This is a genomic window from Pseudomonas sp. NPDC087697 (genome assembly GCF_044743155.1).
Taxonomy (GTDB): domain Bacteria; phylum Pseudomonadota; class Gammaproteobacteria; order Pseudomonadales; family Pseudomonadaceae; genus Aquipseudomonas.
Window position 1 is genome coordinate 18,046 of sequence record NZ_JBIUVW010000042.1, and the last position, 15,388, is coordinate 33,433.

The 15,388-nt window shown below is 57.5% G+C and carries 15 protein-coding genes; 14 read left to right on the forward strand and 1 reads right to left on the reverse strand.

Annotation, left to right across the window (positions count from 1 at the left end; translation table 11 throughout):
- Nucleotides 1-32 precede the first annotated feature (32 nt).
- The 11 genes from tssI (at nucleotide 33) to trxC (ending at nucleotide 12,364) form a co-directional block, all read left to right on the forward strand.
- Nucleotides 33-2,075, forward strand: coding sequence for a type VI secretion system tip protein TssI/VgrG (gene tssI / locus ACIPIN_RS23205; protein WP_401122618.1), 2,043 nt, complete (start codon nucleotides 33-35; stop codon nucleotides 2,073-2,075).
- A complete protein-coding gene (locus ACIPIN_RS23210; RefSeq protein WP_401122621.1) occupies nucleotides 2,065-2,802 on the forward strand; it encodes a DUF4123 domain-containing protein in 738 nt (245 codons plus the stop codon). The genes tssI and ACIPIN_RS23210 overlap by 11 nt, the downstream gene beginning before the upstream one ends.
- On the forward strand, nucleotides 2,802-7,499 hold the full coding sequence (locus ACIPIN_RS23215) for an RHS repeat-associated core domain-containing protein (RefSeq protein ID WP_401122623.1): 4,698 nt from the start codon (nucleotides 2,802-2,804) through the stop codon (nucleotides 7,497-7,499). Before ACIPIN_RS23210 ends, ACIPIN_RS23215 begins: the two co-directional genes overlap by 1 nt.
- Nucleotides 7,496-7,834: a hypothetical protein gene (locus ACIPIN_RS23220; protein ID WP_401122626.1), complete on the forward strand. Its 339-nt coding sequence runs from the start codon at nucleotides 7,496-7,498 to the stop codon at nucleotides 7,832-7,834. Before ACIPIN_RS23215 ends, ACIPIN_RS23220 begins: the two co-directional genes overlap by 4 nt.
- Nucleotides 7,835-7,983: 149 nt before the next feature.
- Nucleotides 7,984-8,430: an SMI1/KNR4 family protein gene (locus tag ACIPIN_RS23225; RefSeq protein ID WP_401122629.1), complete on the forward strand. Its 447-nt coding sequence runs from the start codon at nucleotides 7,984-7,986 to the stop codon at nucleotides 8,428-8,430.
- Between the two features lie 459 nt (nucleotides 8,431-8,889).
- Complete coding sequence (locus ACIPIN_RS23230; protein ID WP_401122632.1) at nucleotides 8,890-9,165, forward strand: hypothetical protein; 276 nt, start codon at nucleotides 8,890-8,892, stop codon at nucleotides 9,163-9,165.
- A 192-nt stretch (nucleotides 9,166-9,357) separates the two neighbouring features.
- A complete protein-coding gene (locus tag ACIPIN_RS23235; protein WP_401122634.1) occupies nucleotides 9,358-9,684 on the forward strand; it encodes a DUF6124 family protein in 327 nt (108 codons plus the stop codon).
- 35 nt (nucleotides 9,685-9,719) lie between these two features.
- On the forward strand, nucleotides 9,720-9,992 hold the full coding sequence (locus ACIPIN_RS23240) for a hypothetical protein (protein ID WP_401122637.1): 273 nt from the start codon (nucleotides 9,720-9,722) through the stop codon (nucleotides 9,990-9,992).
- A gap of 335 nt (nucleotides 9,993-10,327) precedes the next feature.
- Complete coding sequence (locus ACIPIN_RS23245) at nucleotides 10,328-10,633, forward strand: helix-turn-helix transcriptional regulator (RefSeq protein ID WP_123581963.1); 306 nt, start codon at nucleotides 10,328-10,330, stop codon at nucleotides 10,631-10,633.
- Nucleotides 10,633-11,847: a type II toxin-antitoxin system HipA family toxin gene (locus ACIPIN_RS23250; protein ID WP_401122641.1), complete on the forward strand. Its 1,215-nt coding sequence runs from the start codon at nucleotides 10,633-10,635 to the stop codon at nucleotides 11,845-11,847. Before ACIPIN_RS23245 ends, ACIPIN_RS23250 begins: the two co-directional genes overlap by 1 nt.
- 82 nt (nucleotides 11,848-11,929) lie before the next feature.
- Nucleotides 11,930-12,364, forward strand: coding sequence for a thioredoxin TrxC (trxC, locus tag ACIPIN_RS23255; protein WP_401122644.1), 435 nt, complete (start codon nucleotides 11,930-11,932; stop codon nucleotides 12,362-12,364).
- A 143-nt stretch (nucleotides 12,365-12,507) separates the two neighbouring features.
- Here trxC and ACIPIN_RS23260 read toward each other — a convergent pair whose 3' ends face one another.
- A complete protein-coding gene (locus ACIPIN_RS23260; protein ID WP_401122647.1) occupies nucleotides 12,508-13,278 on the reverse strand; it encodes a ParA family protein in 771 nt (256 codons plus the stop codon).
- 356 nt (nucleotides 13,279-13,634) lie between these two features.
- Here ACIPIN_RS23260 and ACIPIN_RS23265 point away from each other — a divergent pair, with 356 nt between their 5' ends.
- The 3 genes from ACIPIN_RS23265 to ACIPIN_RS23275 are packed head-to-tail and all read left to right on the forward strand — an operon-like array spanning nucleotide 13,635 to nucleotide 15,386.
- Nucleotides 13,635-14,360: a beta-ketoacyl synthase chain length factor gene (locus ACIPIN_RS23265; protein ID WP_401122731.1), complete on the forward strand. Its 726-nt coding sequence runs from the start codon at nucleotides 13,635-13,637 to the stop codon at nucleotides 14,358-14,360.
- Complete coding sequence (locus ACIPIN_RS23270; RefSeq protein WP_401122650.1) at nucleotides 14,336-15,145, forward strand: lysophospholipid acyltransferase family protein; 810 nt, start codon at nucleotides 14,336-14,338, stop codon at nucleotides 15,143-15,145. Before ACIPIN_RS23265 ends, ACIPIN_RS23270 begins: the two co-directional genes overlap by 25 nt.
- Entirely contained in the window at nucleotides 15,126-15,386 is a 261-nt protein-coding gene (locus tag ACIPIN_RS23275; protein WP_401122653.1) for a phosphopantetheine-binding protein, read from the forward strand. The genes ACIPIN_RS23270 and ACIPIN_RS23275 overlap by 20 nt, the downstream gene beginning before the upstream one ends.
- Nucleotides 15,387-15,388: the final 2 nt, after the last annotated feature.

Consider the following 15,388-nt stretch of genomic DNA (forward strand, 5'->3'; position numbering starts at 1 on the left):
TGGATGCTGCTGCACTGCACGAGGAACAACGGATGTTCGCGCCGGCCAATCAGACTCACTTCGCCCTGACCGTAGAAGGTCTGGCGAACGATCTCCAGGTACTCGCCCTCACCGGTCGGGAAGCCATCAGTCAGCCATTTCAGTTCGACGTCGAACTGGTCAGCGAAAACCCGTCCCTGGACCTCGAAAGCCTGTTACACAAACCGGCTTTTTTGCAGCTCGCGCAAAATGGCACGGGCATTCACGGGCAGATCTATCGCGTGGCCCAAGGCGATGCCGGTAAACGCCTGACCCGCTACTCGGTGACCCTGCGCCCGCAGCTGTCTTACCTGGCGCACCGCATCAACCAACGCATCTTCCAGAACCTCAGCGTGCCGAAAATCATCGGCCAGGTCCTCGAAGAGCACGGCATCCAAAGCAATGCCTACGAATTCAAAGTCGGGGCGATTTATCCCGAACGCGGGTATTGCGTTCAGTACGATGAATCGGACCTGCATTTCATCCAGCGCCTGTGCGAGGAAGAAGGTATCCACTACCACTTCCAGCACAGCGCCACCGCTCACAAACTGGTGTTCGGCGATGACCAGACGGTGTTCCCGAAACTCGCGCCCGTGGCCTACCAGCAAGACTCCGGCATGGTCGCCAACGACCCGGTGATCAAGCGCTTCGACCTGCGCCTGGAAACCCGCACCAGCCGCACCACGCGCCGCGACTACGATTTCGAAAAACCGCGCATCACCCTCGAAAGCGAGGCCCGTGGCGACACCAAACCGGACCTCGAAGATTACGACTACCCGGGGCGCTTCATCGACCGTGAACGCGGCAAGCACCTGGCCAAGCGCTCCCTTGAACGGCACCGCAGCGACTACCAGTTGGCCGAAGGCAAAAGCGATCAGCCGCTGTTGGTCAGCGGTCACTTCCTGGCCCTCAGCCAACATCCGAAAGCCAAGTGGAACGACCTCTGGCTGCTGACCGAAATTCTTCACGAAGGCAAGCAGCCGCAAGTGCTGGAAGAGTCGGTGACCAGCGACACCACCGACCTGAAGGACGACTTCCACCAGGGCTACCGCAACCGCTTTCAGGCAACGCCGTGGGACGTGCCGAACCGCCCGCCGCTGGTGCACCCGAAGCCGCGGATCCTCGGCAGCCAGAGCGCGGTAGTCACCGGGCCGAAAGGTGAAGAGATCCACTGCGACCAATACGGCCGGGTGAAGGTGCAATTTCACTGGGACCGCGAAGGCCAGGCCGACGACAAGACCAGCTGCTGGCTGCGCGTCTCGTCCGCCTGGGCCGGCGCTCACTACGGCGGCATCGCCATCCCACGGATCGGCATGGAAGTGCTGGTGACCTTCCTCGAAGGCGACCCCGACCAACCGCTGATCAGCGGCTGCCTGTACCACAAGGAAAACGTCGTCCCGTACGACCTGCCGGCGAACAAGACCCGCAGCACCTTCAAGAGCCTCAGCTCGCCCGGTGGCGGTGGCTACAACGAGTTGCGCATCGAAGACAAGCAAGGCCAGGAACAGATCTTCCTGCACGCCCAGCGTGACTGGGATGAAAACATCGAGCACGACCAGAAAATCCGCGTCGGCAACGAACGCCACGACACCGTCGAGGCCAACAGCTACAGCGAGTTCAAGGCCGAAGAACACCACACCGTCTACGCCGACCGCAAAGTCGAAACCCGCGCCAACGACCACCTGACCGTGGGCGTGAACCAGCACATCAAAATCGGCACCGGCCAGTTCATCGAAGCCGGCCAGGAAATCCACCTGAGCAGCGGCCTGAAGGTCGTGCTCGAAGCCGGCAGCGAACTGACCCTCAAGGGTGGCGGCAGTTTTATCAAGATCGACGCCGGCGGCGTGACCCTCAGCGGCCCGGCGATCAACATGAACAGCGGCGGTAGCCCCGGCAGCGGAACCGGAGCCGCGCCGTTGATGCCCGGCATCCTCAAGCAAGCCGACGCCGACCAGGCCGGCGCCGTGCTGACTCCGGCGCAGATCAACACCCTCAAGCGCAACGCGCCGTTCTGTGAAGAGTGCGAAAAGTGCAAGGCAGGTGCCTGTGCCCTCTGATCGCCTGACTCCCCGCAACTGGCTCGCCAGCCGCCCGCTGCAAACCGGCGAGCGTTTGTACCTGATCATCAGCAACGCCAGCGATGCGGCCCCGCTCAACGCGTTTTACCAGCAAGAAGCGACCACCGAACTGATCCCGCTCTGGGGCGGTACACCCTACGCCGACTGGCAGCCGGTGATGCCCTACCTCGCCGAGCTGAAACCCGGTTCGGCGTTCCTTGAATGGATTGCCGAAACCGACGCCGAAGACTGGGGCTGGCTGGCGGTTTCCAGCAGCCCAGCGGACGTGGTGTTCGAACACCTGCGCAGCCTGACCCAGGTCCGCATGCCCGACGGGACCGAGGTGTTTTTCCGCTTCTGGGACGGCCGGCATATCTACCCGATCCTTGAAGGTCTCGGCGCCGGGGCCGGTGAAGTTCTGCCGGTGTTCGAGCGCTACCTGATCAATGGCCAAAGCCTGGAAGTCGGCGCCCGAGGCGTGCCGCCGGCCAAGGCGTGGCCGTGGTGGGAGGTGCCACAGGCGTTGCTTGATCGCCTCGCGACCAAAGACACGACGACCCTGATCGACAACCTGATGCAATGGCTGAGCGAGGAACGCCCAGACATTTACGCCGCTTATCCCGAGAGCAACCTGAGGCACAAAGTCGCCCGTTTCGTGCGCCGCCCCGATGCTCCGAACCCTCTTAACGAAGCACTGCTAAACCACCTGATTCTGGAGCAAGGCTGATGGATCGCGTTGCCTACGTCGACAACCAACTGAGTACCTTCAAGGACAGCCTGACGCTGTACCGCGAGCAAACCCAAACCTGGTACGCCCAAGCGGCCGACAAAGTCAGCCGGGCGACCGACATGCCCTCGTTGCTGGGCATGGACCGGGTGATCAAGGTCGGCGACACCAGCAAATCGGTCACCATGACCGACGGTGATTTCTCGTCGAACGTGGCTCAGTGCCCGCTCAAGGGACCGCTGCTGATCGAAAGTAAATTCGAATCGGTCTATGACATTCCGCTGGGTGACATCGAAGTCGAAATCGTTGCGGTGGAAGGCGGCGCGGTCAGCAAAGTCAAACTCGATGCCAAGGGCAAAGCCAGCTGGACGGGTGGTGTGCCGGGCAAGTTCTACAAGATCCGTGTTCACAATGAAGTGACACCGGCTCAGATCGATACCTTGTTCAAATCCTATGACGGCCTGACCGGTCAACTGGAAGGTTTCCTGCGCAAGGAATGGGCAGGTTTCAGACCCCAATGGGCGACGCAATCCGCTTCGTCTGCCGCCATGGCCGTCGGCAACGGCATCCTGGAGGGCGGTTGGGAAGCGATCAAAGGTGTCTGGGACGGCATCAGCCTGGTTCTCAAAATCCTGCAGAACCCCGAAGATTTCAAGAAAGAACTCGGAGCGGGCTTCGAAAAGCTGGAGAACCTGGCCAAGGACGCACCCGACGTCATGAAAAAGGCCATGTTGCTCGCCAGCGACGAGGCCGCCCTGTTCCTGATGGTACGCAGCGCCCTCATCTGGCTGGCCGGCTTGCCGCCGACACAGATGGCTGGCAAAGCCGCGAAAGTGGCCACGGCAGCCGTCGTCGGGATCGCGATCGATATTGTGATTTCGATAGTGCTGACCATTGCAGCGGAAGGTACCGGTGTCATTTACCTTGCAGCACGGCTGAAAAAATACGGCGAAATCGTCATCAAGGCCGTGACCGGTTTTGTCGAGTCCGTGTTCAAGATCATCAAAGGCTTCATGGAATACGTCGAGAAGTACACCGCTGTTGCAGCGCGTGGTGTAACCACTCAGATGAAGAAAGGTTTGGCGCAGCTGCGTTTTGACGGCAAGCGAAACTCGAAACTGGAGAAAGCTGAAAAGTCCCACCACGACGCCTCCAAACAGTCGAAAAACCCCGACGAAAAAAGCGCGACGTGCGCCAAGAAAACCTGCACCAATGGTTGCCCGGTATCGATGGTCACCGGTGAAGAACTGCTGACCCTGACCGATGGTCAGCTAAACGGTCTGCTGCCCTTCGAGTGGACTCGTCTCTACCGCACCAGCGCAGCGGAAATCGACTGTGGCCTCGGCTACGGCTGGAGTCACGCGCTGGCGCAACGGGTCGATATCACCGGCGACGACGTGGTCTGGACCGACCATGAAAACCGCGTCACCACGTTCCCATTGCCGAGCGTACAACGCCCGGCGATCACCAACAGCCTGTCGGAAGCGGCAATTTTCCTCGGTGACGATCCGTCCGAATTGATCCTCACCCAGGCCGGTGAGCGCACCCGGTTCTATCACTTCCGCTACAACAGCAAGGGCGCGACGCTGATCGCCATCAGCGACGATTACGGCAACCGCCTGCACATCACCCGCGACATTCACGGGCGCATCAAACGGGTCGATAACGGTGCCGGCCGCGCCCTGCTGCTGCGCTATGACCGCAAGCACATCATTGCCGTCGACTATCAGCAATTCAGCCCGGCGGACAACCTGGAAGAGGCCTGGAGCACCGTTCAGACTGTCGCCACCTATGGCTACGACGCCCGGCAGCGCCTGATCGAGGCGAAGAACGCCGCCGGCGAAGCCGAGCGCTACGCCTACAACGATCAAAACGTGATTCTTGAGCGGCAACTGGCTGGCGGCGCGAGTTTCTTCTGGGAATGGGAAAAGCAAGGCAAGTCAGCGCGCTGCATCCATCACTGGGCCAGTTTCTCGCAAATGGACGCGCATTACGTTTGGGATGACAAGGGCAGCGTCACCGTCACCAACGCCGATGGCAGTGAAGAAATCTACACCCACGACGATCAGGCGCGGCTGGTCAGCAAAGTCGATCCAGACGGCGCCGAACACCTCAAGGCCTATGACGACAAGGGTCGCTTGATCGCCGAAAAAGACCCGTTGGGGGCGGTGACCGAGTACCACTACAACGAAGCCGGCCGCATGACCGCCGTCGTTCCGCCGGAAGACGAACCGACATCCTACGAGTACAGCGACGGCTTCGTGAGTGAAGTCCATCGTGGCAAGGCGAGCTGGAAATACCAGCGCAACAATCAGGGTGACATCACCCAACAGATCGACCCGGACGGCAACGCTACTTCCTACAGCTACGACCGCCAGGGCCGTCTGCTGGAAATCCGTCACCCGGACGGCAGCCGCCATCAACTGGGCTGGAACAACCTCGGCCAACTGCTCGAAGAGCACCTGCCAGACGGCGGCCAGCGCAAATACCGCTACGACGCATTGGGGCGGCAGATCACTCGCCAGGAAGAAAGCGGCACCATCACCCAGTACCAATGGGATACCGCCAACCGCCTCGCGCAGATCACCCTGCCCGGTGGCGCCACCCGTGCCTTCAGCTACAACCCTTATGGCCGCGTCACCGCCGAACGCGATGAACTGGGCCGCGTCACCCGCTACGAATACGCCGATGGCCTGCATCTGGTCAGCCGCCGCATCAACCCGGACGGCAGCCAGCTGCGTTATCGCTACGACAACTCGCGGCTGTTGCTCAGCGAGATCGAAAACGAACGTGGCGAGCACTACCACCTCGATTACTACCCGAACGGCCTGATCCAGCAGGAAACCGGCTTCGACGGGCGGCGCACCGCTTACGAATATGACCTCAACGGCCAACTGCTGAAGAAAACCGAATTCGGTGACGACGGCAGCGAACTGGTCACCGAGTACCAGCGCGACGCGGCTGGCCGCTTGCTGGTGAAAACCCTGGCCGACGGTGAAGCCATTCACTACCGCTACGACGCCCTCGGTCGGTTGGTGAACGTCGACGACGGTCATTGGCCGCTCGCCTACGAGTACGATCTGCAAGACCGCCTGATCACCGAGCATCAAGGCTGGGGCACGCTGCGTTATGAGTACGACAAGCTTGGCCAACTGAGCCACTGCCGCCTTCCCGACGGCAGCACGCTCGACTATCGCCACCAAACCGGCGGCCGTCTGAGCAGCATCGACCTCAACGGCTCGCGCCTGACCACGCACCAGTTCAGCGCCGGTCGCGAACAGCAACGCCAGCAAGGCCTGCTGCTCAGCCAATACCAGTACGACGAACAAGGCCGGTTGCAAGCGCACAGCGTCAGCCAGCAGGAACGCAACCTGTTCCAGCGCCGCTACGCCTACGACGCCAACGGTAACCTCGCGGGCATCGACGACAGCCGCAAGGGCAATCGCAGCTACCATTACGACCCGCTCGACCGCCTGATCAACGTGCGCGGCAGCACCCCGGAAACCTTCGCCCACGACCCGGCCGGCAACCTGCTGGGTCAAGGCGACCAGCCCGCCGCCAACCTGGCCAACGTCAAAGGCAACCGCCTGTTGATGCAGGGCGACCGCCATTACGACTACGACGCCTATGGCAACCTGACCCGCGAACGTCGCGGCACCGGGCAAAAACTCGTCACAGAGTACCGCTACGACTGCCAGCACCGCCTGATCGGCGTCAGCCTGCCCGGCGGCGGCACCGCCACTTACCAATACGACGCCTTCGGTCGCCGTATCGCCAAGACCGTCGACGGCCACACCACCGAGTTCCTCTGGCAAGGTGAACGATTGATCGCCGAAAGTGCCGACAACCGCTACCGCAGCTACATTTACGAACCTGGCACCTTCCGTCCCTTGGCCATGCTCGACGGCGAAGGCCCGCTCAAGGCCGAGCCGTTCTACTACCAACTCGACCACCTCGGCACCCCGCAGGAGCTCACCGACTACAGCGGCGAGATCATGTGGTCCGCCAAGTACCGCGCCTACGGCAACCTCGCCACTCTGGACGTCGCCGAAATAGACAACCCGCTGCGCTTCCAGGGTCAGTACTTCGATGCTGAGACGGGCTTACACTACAACCGGCATCGCTACTACAATCCAGGCACTGGACGGTTTTTGACGCCGGATCCGATCAAGCTGGCTGGGGGGTTGAACAACTACCAGTACGTGCCTAACCCTACGGGGTGGGTGGATCCGTTGGGGTTGGATACTTGTCCGGGTGGGGATGGGTGTAAGGTCCCTACGACAATAGAAAACCCTGCGACTAATGCGACAGTAAATGAGGGTGAACCGGGCCTTCCTGTAGTAAGCGGAAGCTACAAAGAGCTAACCGACGCGAAGGCAAAAGATGCACACCACATCATCCAAGATGCGGCCGTACGTGACTTACCTGGGTATGACCGAAAAGCAGCTCCTGCGGTGCAACTTCCGGGCCCTTCGACACAGAAAGGCACTCCCCATTACGAGGCAACCCAAGCTCAGCGCCGTGCTGGCGGAGGTAGTTATAGACTTGAACGTAAGATTGGTTACAGAGCCTTGCGCAAAGCCGGAATTAAGAAAGATGATGCAAAAGCCTTGATCAGAAATGCTGACGAGCACTTCAAGGCTATTGATGTTCAGTCGGAGACTCCGACTCGCATACCAGGGAACAGACGAAAATGAAGATTGATAAGAGTCTCGAACTAGAAATAATTGATCTGATTGAGGCACTAGTTAATGGCGACTTCGATAAAATCTCTGCCAAAAACTGGTATGGCAGACTCAACAAACCGGATATTGAGGCAAGAATCTCTGAGTACGGTAATACATTGGTATTACCTCCAGCCTCTTTCGTAGAGAAGATAGATACTTATGAGTACAAGGATGGCTCTGGCGTAGCGCTCGACGTTCCACTGTGGACAGAGGAAGAAGGAATGAGCGACCTGACCCTTTCCCTTGAGTTGATATATGAAGAAGCCAAAGCAAAGCTTCAAATGACTGACCTTCGTGTTCTATGAAAACCTGCGGCGCGTTCTCTCAAGTAAAAAGGGACAGATTTATTTTCTGCGGACTCAGTGAAAATAAATCCGCCGCTCTCTTTCCTCCGGCATAAAAAGTTCAGGAAAGCTTCTTGGAAAAAAATCAAAGACTTTAAGCCAGGTGAATCATGCAGAGTTATCAACACCTGATAAACAAACTAGATACATCTAGCGAGGAAACATTCTGGTTCGGCGCTTCCAGCAAAGACCAAATAGCCAAGCTTGAAAAAATTCTAGAGCTAAAATTTCCTCAAGACTTTATCGAATTTTTGGAAACCTGCGGTGGCGGAGGTGTAGTTGAATCAGAGATCTGCGGCATTGAAAACAATGACGCTAGCCTAGAGCCAGGAGCAACGGTTAACTACAGCACTACGTATTGCAGAACAAACTATGAATTACCAAACAATTTAGCAGTAATTTACCTCAAGGATGATGAGGTCTGTTGGGTCATTGACTGCAGCGCTACTGGGAATGGAAAAGTGCTGAGCTATGACCTTTTCAAAAATAATACCTCTAAAGTCATCGCAGAAAATTTCTATTCTTTTTTTGACGAGTACGTCGAACTCAGATCATAGCACCAGCCAAAAATACGCCCTTTTTCTGAATAGTTGGAGCAGTGATATAAAACACAATCAAATCATCAAGCTAGTCAACCTAATCGAAATTCTGAAAACGCAGAAAAAAAGCCTCATCTATTGCGTCTACGGGAAGGGCTCATCGGACAAGGCTACTCTGGAAACCGTCTGTGCCATTGATGAGTATTCATAAATTACCGATAACGACGAAGAAATCTTTCCGGAGAGTATCACTCAGAACAATCTCGAGTTTTGGTTTGCCGATGAACTTTTGGAAGATGTGACATTTAACACACTAAAGCAAAAGCCGTCTGCTACAAACGAGGAAATACTAAAATCCATAAAGTATTATAATGAGCGCGATGCCTTTATGACGTTATAAAACTGACAAAAAGTGGACGAATGTATTTTCAAAAAAGCTCAACCTACCATAAAACTTTCATCAGGATTTTCGCGCGAATGAAGCAAGATAGACTGTATGAGACAGCCAAACGTTGCAGCTTTACCGTAATACTATTTACCGACCACCCAAGCTTCTTTTCCTCCTGGTCGATCACTGTCAAAAAGAATGAAAATAGCTACATGCTCGAACACGAAGGAAGAGATAGCTGGTTAATATTTTATCGTGAAATGGCGCCAAACAAGCTCGAAGAGATCGACAAGAAGAGCTCTCATGCAATGACTGACGATGAAAAAGTTGATCAATGCGAGATATGGCTGTCAGCCATTGCATAAACCGTCCAAGTCCAAGTCCAAGTCCTAGGACATTTCCCGCACGCTGTAGCGCCTTGGGTGAACTTGTTCCAAATCGACCACGCGGATAGTCTTCACAAGTCGCCACATAATCAGCGACCAGTTTTGACAGACTGAACAGTATCAAGGCATGTAAATGCCGCTATGCGGCTCCATAGCTCAGGGAGCTTCACCATGAAAAAGATCACCCTCAAACCACCCAGCCTCACCGCCGCCGATCCCCTCGACACCCCAAACCCGACCCAACGTCCGAGCCCCATCTTCACCGTTACCCCCAACATCGACACTGAAACCCTGCTGGTCCACGCCAGCGAAACCCTGGCCTCGCTCAATGCGATGACCACCGACCTGGCCTTTGAGCTTGAAGGTTCGCACCGCAACGTTGCGCTGGGTATTCAGCAGATGATCGTGTTGGGCGAGCTGCTGGTGAACAGAGCATTGGAGAACCTCGACCGGCCCGATTCTGCGGGCAACAGACTCGTTCCGTCCGCCGTCCATTGACGGGCCGCGCTGTTTTATCGAATGGAGTGTTCCCCATGTCTCGATACATGCCCATCACCGGCCTGGACTGCAACGTCCCTTCCCTGCTGATCGACACCGAAGCCCCGCTCGACGTGCTGCATGAAACAGCGGCCTTCCGCATCCGCAGTGCCACCCAACTGCTGGAGACCTTCGCCCTGCGCGAGGACATCCAGGGTGACGCCAGCGTCCTGCACGAGGTTGCGCAGGCGCTGGTCATTTCGCTGCGCGACGGCTGCGACTTGCTGGACGTCATCGGGCGGCGCTTGCGGGCGCAGGTTTCGGCGTAATGAAAATGGGCGACCTTGGGGTCGCCCATTTTTTGTGGTCTCCAATGATAAGCGCATCACAGGCACCCACGAGGCGTCACTGGCAGCACTCACAGAGTAAGGCCTCATAAATAAGGATCGTCATATTGATTCTTATCAGACTTAAGACTCTGTATAGATGATCTTAACTACAAGCAAAAAATCCTGAAAAGAGCTCTCTTCTCCCATGGGTGCCGGACTTTGTCCCGCTACAAGCGACGACACACTGATCTGAGCAACCCTATCCTTCCTTGCGCATTATTAAGACCTTCTATACTGTTGCTTAATCTACTTAAAGATCACTTTGGCAAAGCCTAATGAGCACTTTTTTTCCACTCGACTGCGCTGAAAGCCTTATAAAAATAGGCCTCCTGGCCAAAAAACGACGCCAGGAACGCGGCCTGAGGCAGAAAGACCTCGCCAAGCTGGTGGGCGTAGCCGCAGGCACGTTGGGCAAGATCGAGGCCGGCGACCCCGTCGTTGAACTGCGTACCTTCATGCTGGTGTTATGGCATCTGGGCCTGCTTTCAGAAGTATTCAATGACGAGCCGATCAGCAAAAAAGCCCCTGAGCTGAAGAGCCAGCGAGTGCGCATCAAGCGCGTGACCGAAGAGAGTTTCTGATGAACATCCCTGCGGCATACATTTACATGGAGCATCCACTCACCGCCGAGACGGTTACCTTGGGACGGTTGAGCATGGGCCGCAGCGGAAGCGGTGAGTTCGTTTACTCGCCCGCCTACCTTGCGCAAAACGATTGGGTGCCAGATCCGATTCGTTATCCGCCTAGCGATCAGGTGTTTCGGGTAACGACCAACAATGGCATTCCGGGGTTCATACGCGATTGCATGCCCGACTCATGGGGCGAACAGTTGCTCAAGTCTTTGCATGGTCAAGCAATCACGCCTATCGAGATGCTGCTCAGATCACCTAACAACGACCGCGCCGGTAACCTGATGGCCGGTACAGCAAGAACGGCTCCTCCGGGAATTGGGGGTGAGCCGGTCCCGTCACTGCGAGGGTTAGGGGAATTCATCGATACCGCCGACATCATTCAAAGCCATCAGCTTATCGACCCTGACCGACAGAAAATCCTGTTGGTCCGTCAGCGTTCTTCCCTTGGTGGTGCCCGACCAAAACGCACACTGCGCGATGGCAATACATTGGTGCTGGCCAAAGCTCGGGATCGCTTCGATACCGTCGACATCCCAGCGATTGAACACGCGTGCATGACGTTTGCGGCGTCAAAAGGTATCCACACCGCAAGAACGCGGCTGATCACAGATAAACGCTCTACGTTGTTGGTGGATCGCTTTGATCGAGTTGAAGTCGACGGCCGCATGCACAGGGTCCCCATGCTCAGTGCGCTGACCTTGCTGGATGCTGACTGGTCCTCGACTGATCACAGCCGCTGGCGCTATGCCGGTGTTGCCGATGAAATGCGCAGACGCGGTGTCCCCTTGGAAGATCTGGAGCAGTTCTACGTTCAAATGTGCTTCCACGTTCTGGTTGGCAATGACGATGCACACGCCAAGAACCTGGCCATTATCCGGCGTGACGGTTCCTGGCGCCTTTCGCCGATGTACGACGTGGTCCCATCGCCACATGAGTCACCTGCCACGATGTCCATGGCACTGGGTAACGAAGGGACGCTGATAAGCAGGCAAAACATCCTCAGCCACCATGAACATTTCGGACTTGATTTACAGGGTGCCGAAACCATCCTTGATCGGGTACTGAGCTGGGAAAGCGAGCTCCGTGAGCACTACATGGCACAACTCAGCGGTGTGGACTATGAAGCGGCTATTGGCGCCATCAGCAGCGCCAGAGTGGTTTAGCGTAAGGGGGCCATTGAGCTTGATATCTGCGCCGCCAGCCTCCAACTACTAAATCTCTGCCTCGCCACTACGGAGCTCTCCGATGTCCGATCCACTGCTCATCCCCTGCCCCCACTGCAACGGCCTCAACCGCATTCCCGCCGAGCGCATGGGCGATCACCCCAAATGCGGTCGCTGCAAAGCCGAAGTCCTGCTGAGCAAACCCTTCGAGCTGAAGCAAGGCGATTACGCCAGTCAGATCAAGGGCGATCTGCCGTTGCTGGTGGATGTGTGGGCGGACTGGTGTGGGCCGTGCAAGTCGTTTGCGCCGGTGTTCGAGCAGGCGGCGGGGCAGTTGGCGGGCAAGTGTCGGTTGGCCAAGCTCGACAGTGAGGCGAATCAGCAGTTGTCGGCGCAATTGGGGATTCGCTCGATTCCGAGTTTGATTCTGTTCAAGAACGGTCGGGAAGTGGCGCGTCAGAGCGGGGCGTTTCCGTTGCCGCAGTTGATGAGCTGGTTGCGCAGTCAGGGGATTTGACGACGATTTCAAAGCCACCCTGAACCCAATGTGGGAGCGGGCTTGCTCGCGATGAGGGCGTGACATTGAACGTAGATGTTGGCTGTCAGGCCGCTATCGCGAGCAGGCTCGCTCCCACATTGGTTCTGTGTTGTCTGTAGGAATCAGGCATTTTCCAGCAGGTTGTGCAGTTCGACGAACTGTTGGGTCAGTTTGTGCCGGGGGTCGAGGTGGATCAGCGGCATGTTGGCCTGGTGGGATTCGCGCATGCGCACCGAGCTGCCGAGGTACACCGGCAGCACCGGCAGGCCTTCGGCGATCAGTTCGTCGAGCATCTGCTGCGGCAGGCTCGCGCGGGCCTGGAACTGGTTGACCACGATGCCTTCGACTTGCAGGTCTTCGTTGTGGTCTTCCTTCAACTCTTCGATTTCTGCCAGCAGACCGTACAGTGCCTGACGGGAGAAGCTGTCGCAGTCGAAGGGAATCAGCACGCGATCGGCGGCGATCAAGGCGGATACCGCGTAGAAGTTCAACGCTGGCGGGGTGTCGAGGTAGATTCGGTCGTAATCTTCGGCCAGTTCGTCGAGCAGTTTGCGCAGCTTGTTGATCTTGTGTTTGGCCTCAAGCTTGGGCTGCAGGTCGGCCAGCTCGGCCGTGGCGGTGACCAAGTGCAGGTTGTCGAACGGGGTTTCGTAGATGTCTACCTGGCTTTTCTTCGAAAACGGCCCCGACGACAGGGTCTGCTTGAAGAAGTCGGCGATGCCCATCGGGATGTCATTGCCGGTCAGGCCCGTCAGGTACTGAGTGGAGTTGGCCTGGGCATCGAGATCCACCAGCAGGGTGCGATAGCCCTCGCTGGCGCTGACCGCCGCCAGATTGCAGGCAATACTGGATTTGCCCACGCCACCTTTCTGATTGAACACCACGCGCCGCATGTCAAAACCTCCGTGTATCAAAGAATGACCGAGTGTAGTAGCCGACACCGCTGCTTAGCTACCTCGTTGTTGGCAATCGGACTACGCAGTCAGCCGCAATCTCTGCAAAAAACCGACCTGTTTCGCTCATAGATCAATGAGCCATCTGGCAGACACGGCTGTAAGAAACTGAATAATGGCCAAACGACAGCTTTTTTTGCCGATCAACGACATGGCGCACTGAATAAAATGGAGCCAGTATTTGCTACAAGCCCGCCGCATCGCGATAATGCGCGCCACTCGGCCGTAGCGCCATGTCGGGTCAGTCGCCGGTCAATCGACTCACCGCGTCAAGGAAGCCCGCAGGGGCGGGATGAATTTCAGTGATCAAATTCAACATCGCCCAATGGCGCGCCTGGGCCCCTGGGCTCGAAAGCGTGGACGACTGGCTAGCCTGGAGCCGACAACCGGTCGTGCTCGAGAGCAACGATGCCGCCCCCGACGTGTCGTTTCTGCCGGCCATGCAGCGCCGACGACTCAGCCGTCTGGCGCGGATGGCCTTTAGTGTCGGCTGGCCGTTGGCCGAGGGTCGCGAACAGCTACCGTTGGTCTTTATTTCTCGTCACGGCGAAACCCCGCGTACTTTCGAGATTCTCAACGATCTGGCAGCCGATCAGCCGCTGTCGCCGACCCAGTTCAGCCTGTCGGTGCACAACGCTGTCATCGGTCTGTGGTCGATCATGCGTGGCGAAACCAGCGAAATGACCGCCCTCGCCGCAGCCGGCGACGGGCTTGAACACGGCATGCTAGAGGCCGCCGCGCTGCTTGAGGAAGGCGCGCCTGCGGTACTGCTGGTGGTCACCGAAGAGCAACCGCCCGAAGCCTATGCCGCCTGGATCGACGATGTACCGTTTCCGTACGCGGTCGGCCTGTTGATCACACCCGGAAATCAGTGGCAGCTATCCTTGAACAGCACCTCGCAAGCGTTGTCCAAACCCCACTGGCCTCATGCACTGAATCTGTTACGTACGCTGCTCGGCCAGCAGACCACCTGCCAACATGCCTGGAAAAATCGTGTATGGACCTGGCAACGCAACCTGTAACCGATAAAAACCGCGACGCCTACTACTGGCGCCTGCTGGCCACCGCCGCGAGTTTCACCCTCTTCGGGTTGGGCGCGCTGTGCCTGCGTTTGGTAGTTTTACCGCTATTGAGTTGCCTGCCGGGCGATGCCCAGACCCATCGGCAACGGGCACGGCATACCGTCAGCCGGATATTCTGGTTTTTTGTCCGATTCATGGCCCGCACAGGCGTGCTGACCTACGACATCCAGGGCGCGGAAAAACTCGGTCGCCCAGGACAGATGATCATCGCCAATCATCCATCGTTGATCGATGTCGTGTTCCTGATCGGTTTGGTGCCCCACGCCAACTGCGTGGTCAAGAAAAGCCTCTGGGAGAATCCCTTCACTCGCGGTCCGCTACGCCGTACCGAATACATCAGCAACGATGGCAGCATGGAGATGCTCGACGCCGCTGCCGACGCGCTGAAAAACGACCAGCCCCTGATAATCTTTCCCGAAGGCACCCGCACCCAACCCGGCCAACCGCCGGCCTTTCATCGGGGCGCTGCGGCAATTGCCCTGCGCGGTGCGAGAATTGTCACCCCGGTGATCATCAAGGTCAGCCCGACTACCCTGACCAAGGCCGAGCCTTGGTATCGGATCCCCAAACGCCGCGTGCACTTCAGTTTCCGTGTAGGGGCCGATATAGACCCACAAGCCTTTGCAGCGTTAGGTCCTGCACCTCAGGCCTCGCGCAAGCTCAACGATTATTTTCACTCTTACTTTATTAAGGAGCTCGCCGAAGATGAGCGATTTGCACCGTGAAATAAAACTACTGATCATCGACGCCCTGGGCCTCGAAGACATCAGCGTGGACGACATCGGCGACGAGCAGACGCTGTTCGGCGAAGGCCTGGGCCTGGACTCGGTCGACGCTCTGGAGCTCGGCCTGGCCATTCAGAAAAAATACGGCATCAAGATCGACGCCGATGCCAATGACACCCGCGGTCACTTCACCAACGTGGCGAGCCTTGCGGCGTTCGTCACTGCAAAACAGGCAGCTTGAGA

Coding starts and splice junctions, on each gene's coding strand:
- ACIPIN_RS23220 (WP_401122626.1), top strand. CDS start 7,496: ATGAAGATTGATAAGAGTCTCGAACTAGAAATAATTGATCTGATTGAG.
- ACIPIN_RS23275 (WP_401122653.1), top strand. CDS start 15,126: ATGAGCGATTTGCACCGTGAAATAAAACTACTGATCATCGACGCCCTG.
- tssI (WP_401122618.1), top strand. CDS start 33: ATGTTCGCGCCGGCCAATCAGACTCACTTCGCCCTGACCGTAGAAGGT.
- ACIPIN_RS23260 (WP_401122647.1), bottom strand. CDS start 13,278: ATGCGGCGCGTGGTGTTCAATCAGAAAGGTGGCGTGGGCAAATCCAGT.
- ACIPIN_RS23270 (WP_401122650.1), top strand. CDS start 14,336: ATGGACCTGGCAACGCAACCTGTAACCGATAAAAACCGCGACGCCTAC.
- ACIPIN_RS23230 (WP_401122632.1), top strand. CDS start 8,890: ATGAAGCAAGATAGACTGTATGAGACAGCCAAACGTTGCAGCTTTACC.
- ACIPIN_RS23235 (WP_401122634.1), top strand. CDS start 9,358: ATGAAAAAGATCACCCTCAAACCACCCAGCCTCACCGCCGCCGATCCC.
- ACIPIN_RS23225 (WP_401122629.1), top strand. CDS start 7,984: ATGCAGAGTTATCAACACCTGATAAACAAACTAGATACATCTAGCGAG.
- ACIPIN_RS23240 (WP_401122637.1), top strand. CDS start 9,720: ATGTCTCGATACATGCCCATCACCGGCCTGGACTGCAACGTCCCTTCC.
- ACIPIN_RS23215 (WP_401122623.1), top strand. CDS start 2,802: ATGGATCGCGTTGCCTACGTCGACAACCAACTGAGTACCTTCAAGGAC.
- ACIPIN_RS23245 (WP_123581963.1), top strand. CDS start 10,328: ATGAGCACTTTTTTTCCACTCGACTGCGCTGAAAGCCTTATAAAAATA.
- ACIPIN_RS23250 (WP_401122641.1), top strand. CDS start 10,633: ATGAACATCCCTGCGGCATACATTTACATGGAGCATCCACTCACCGCC.
- trxC (WP_401122644.1), top strand. CDS start 11,930: ATGTCCGATCCACTGCTCATCCCCTGCCCCCACTGCAACGGCCTCAAC.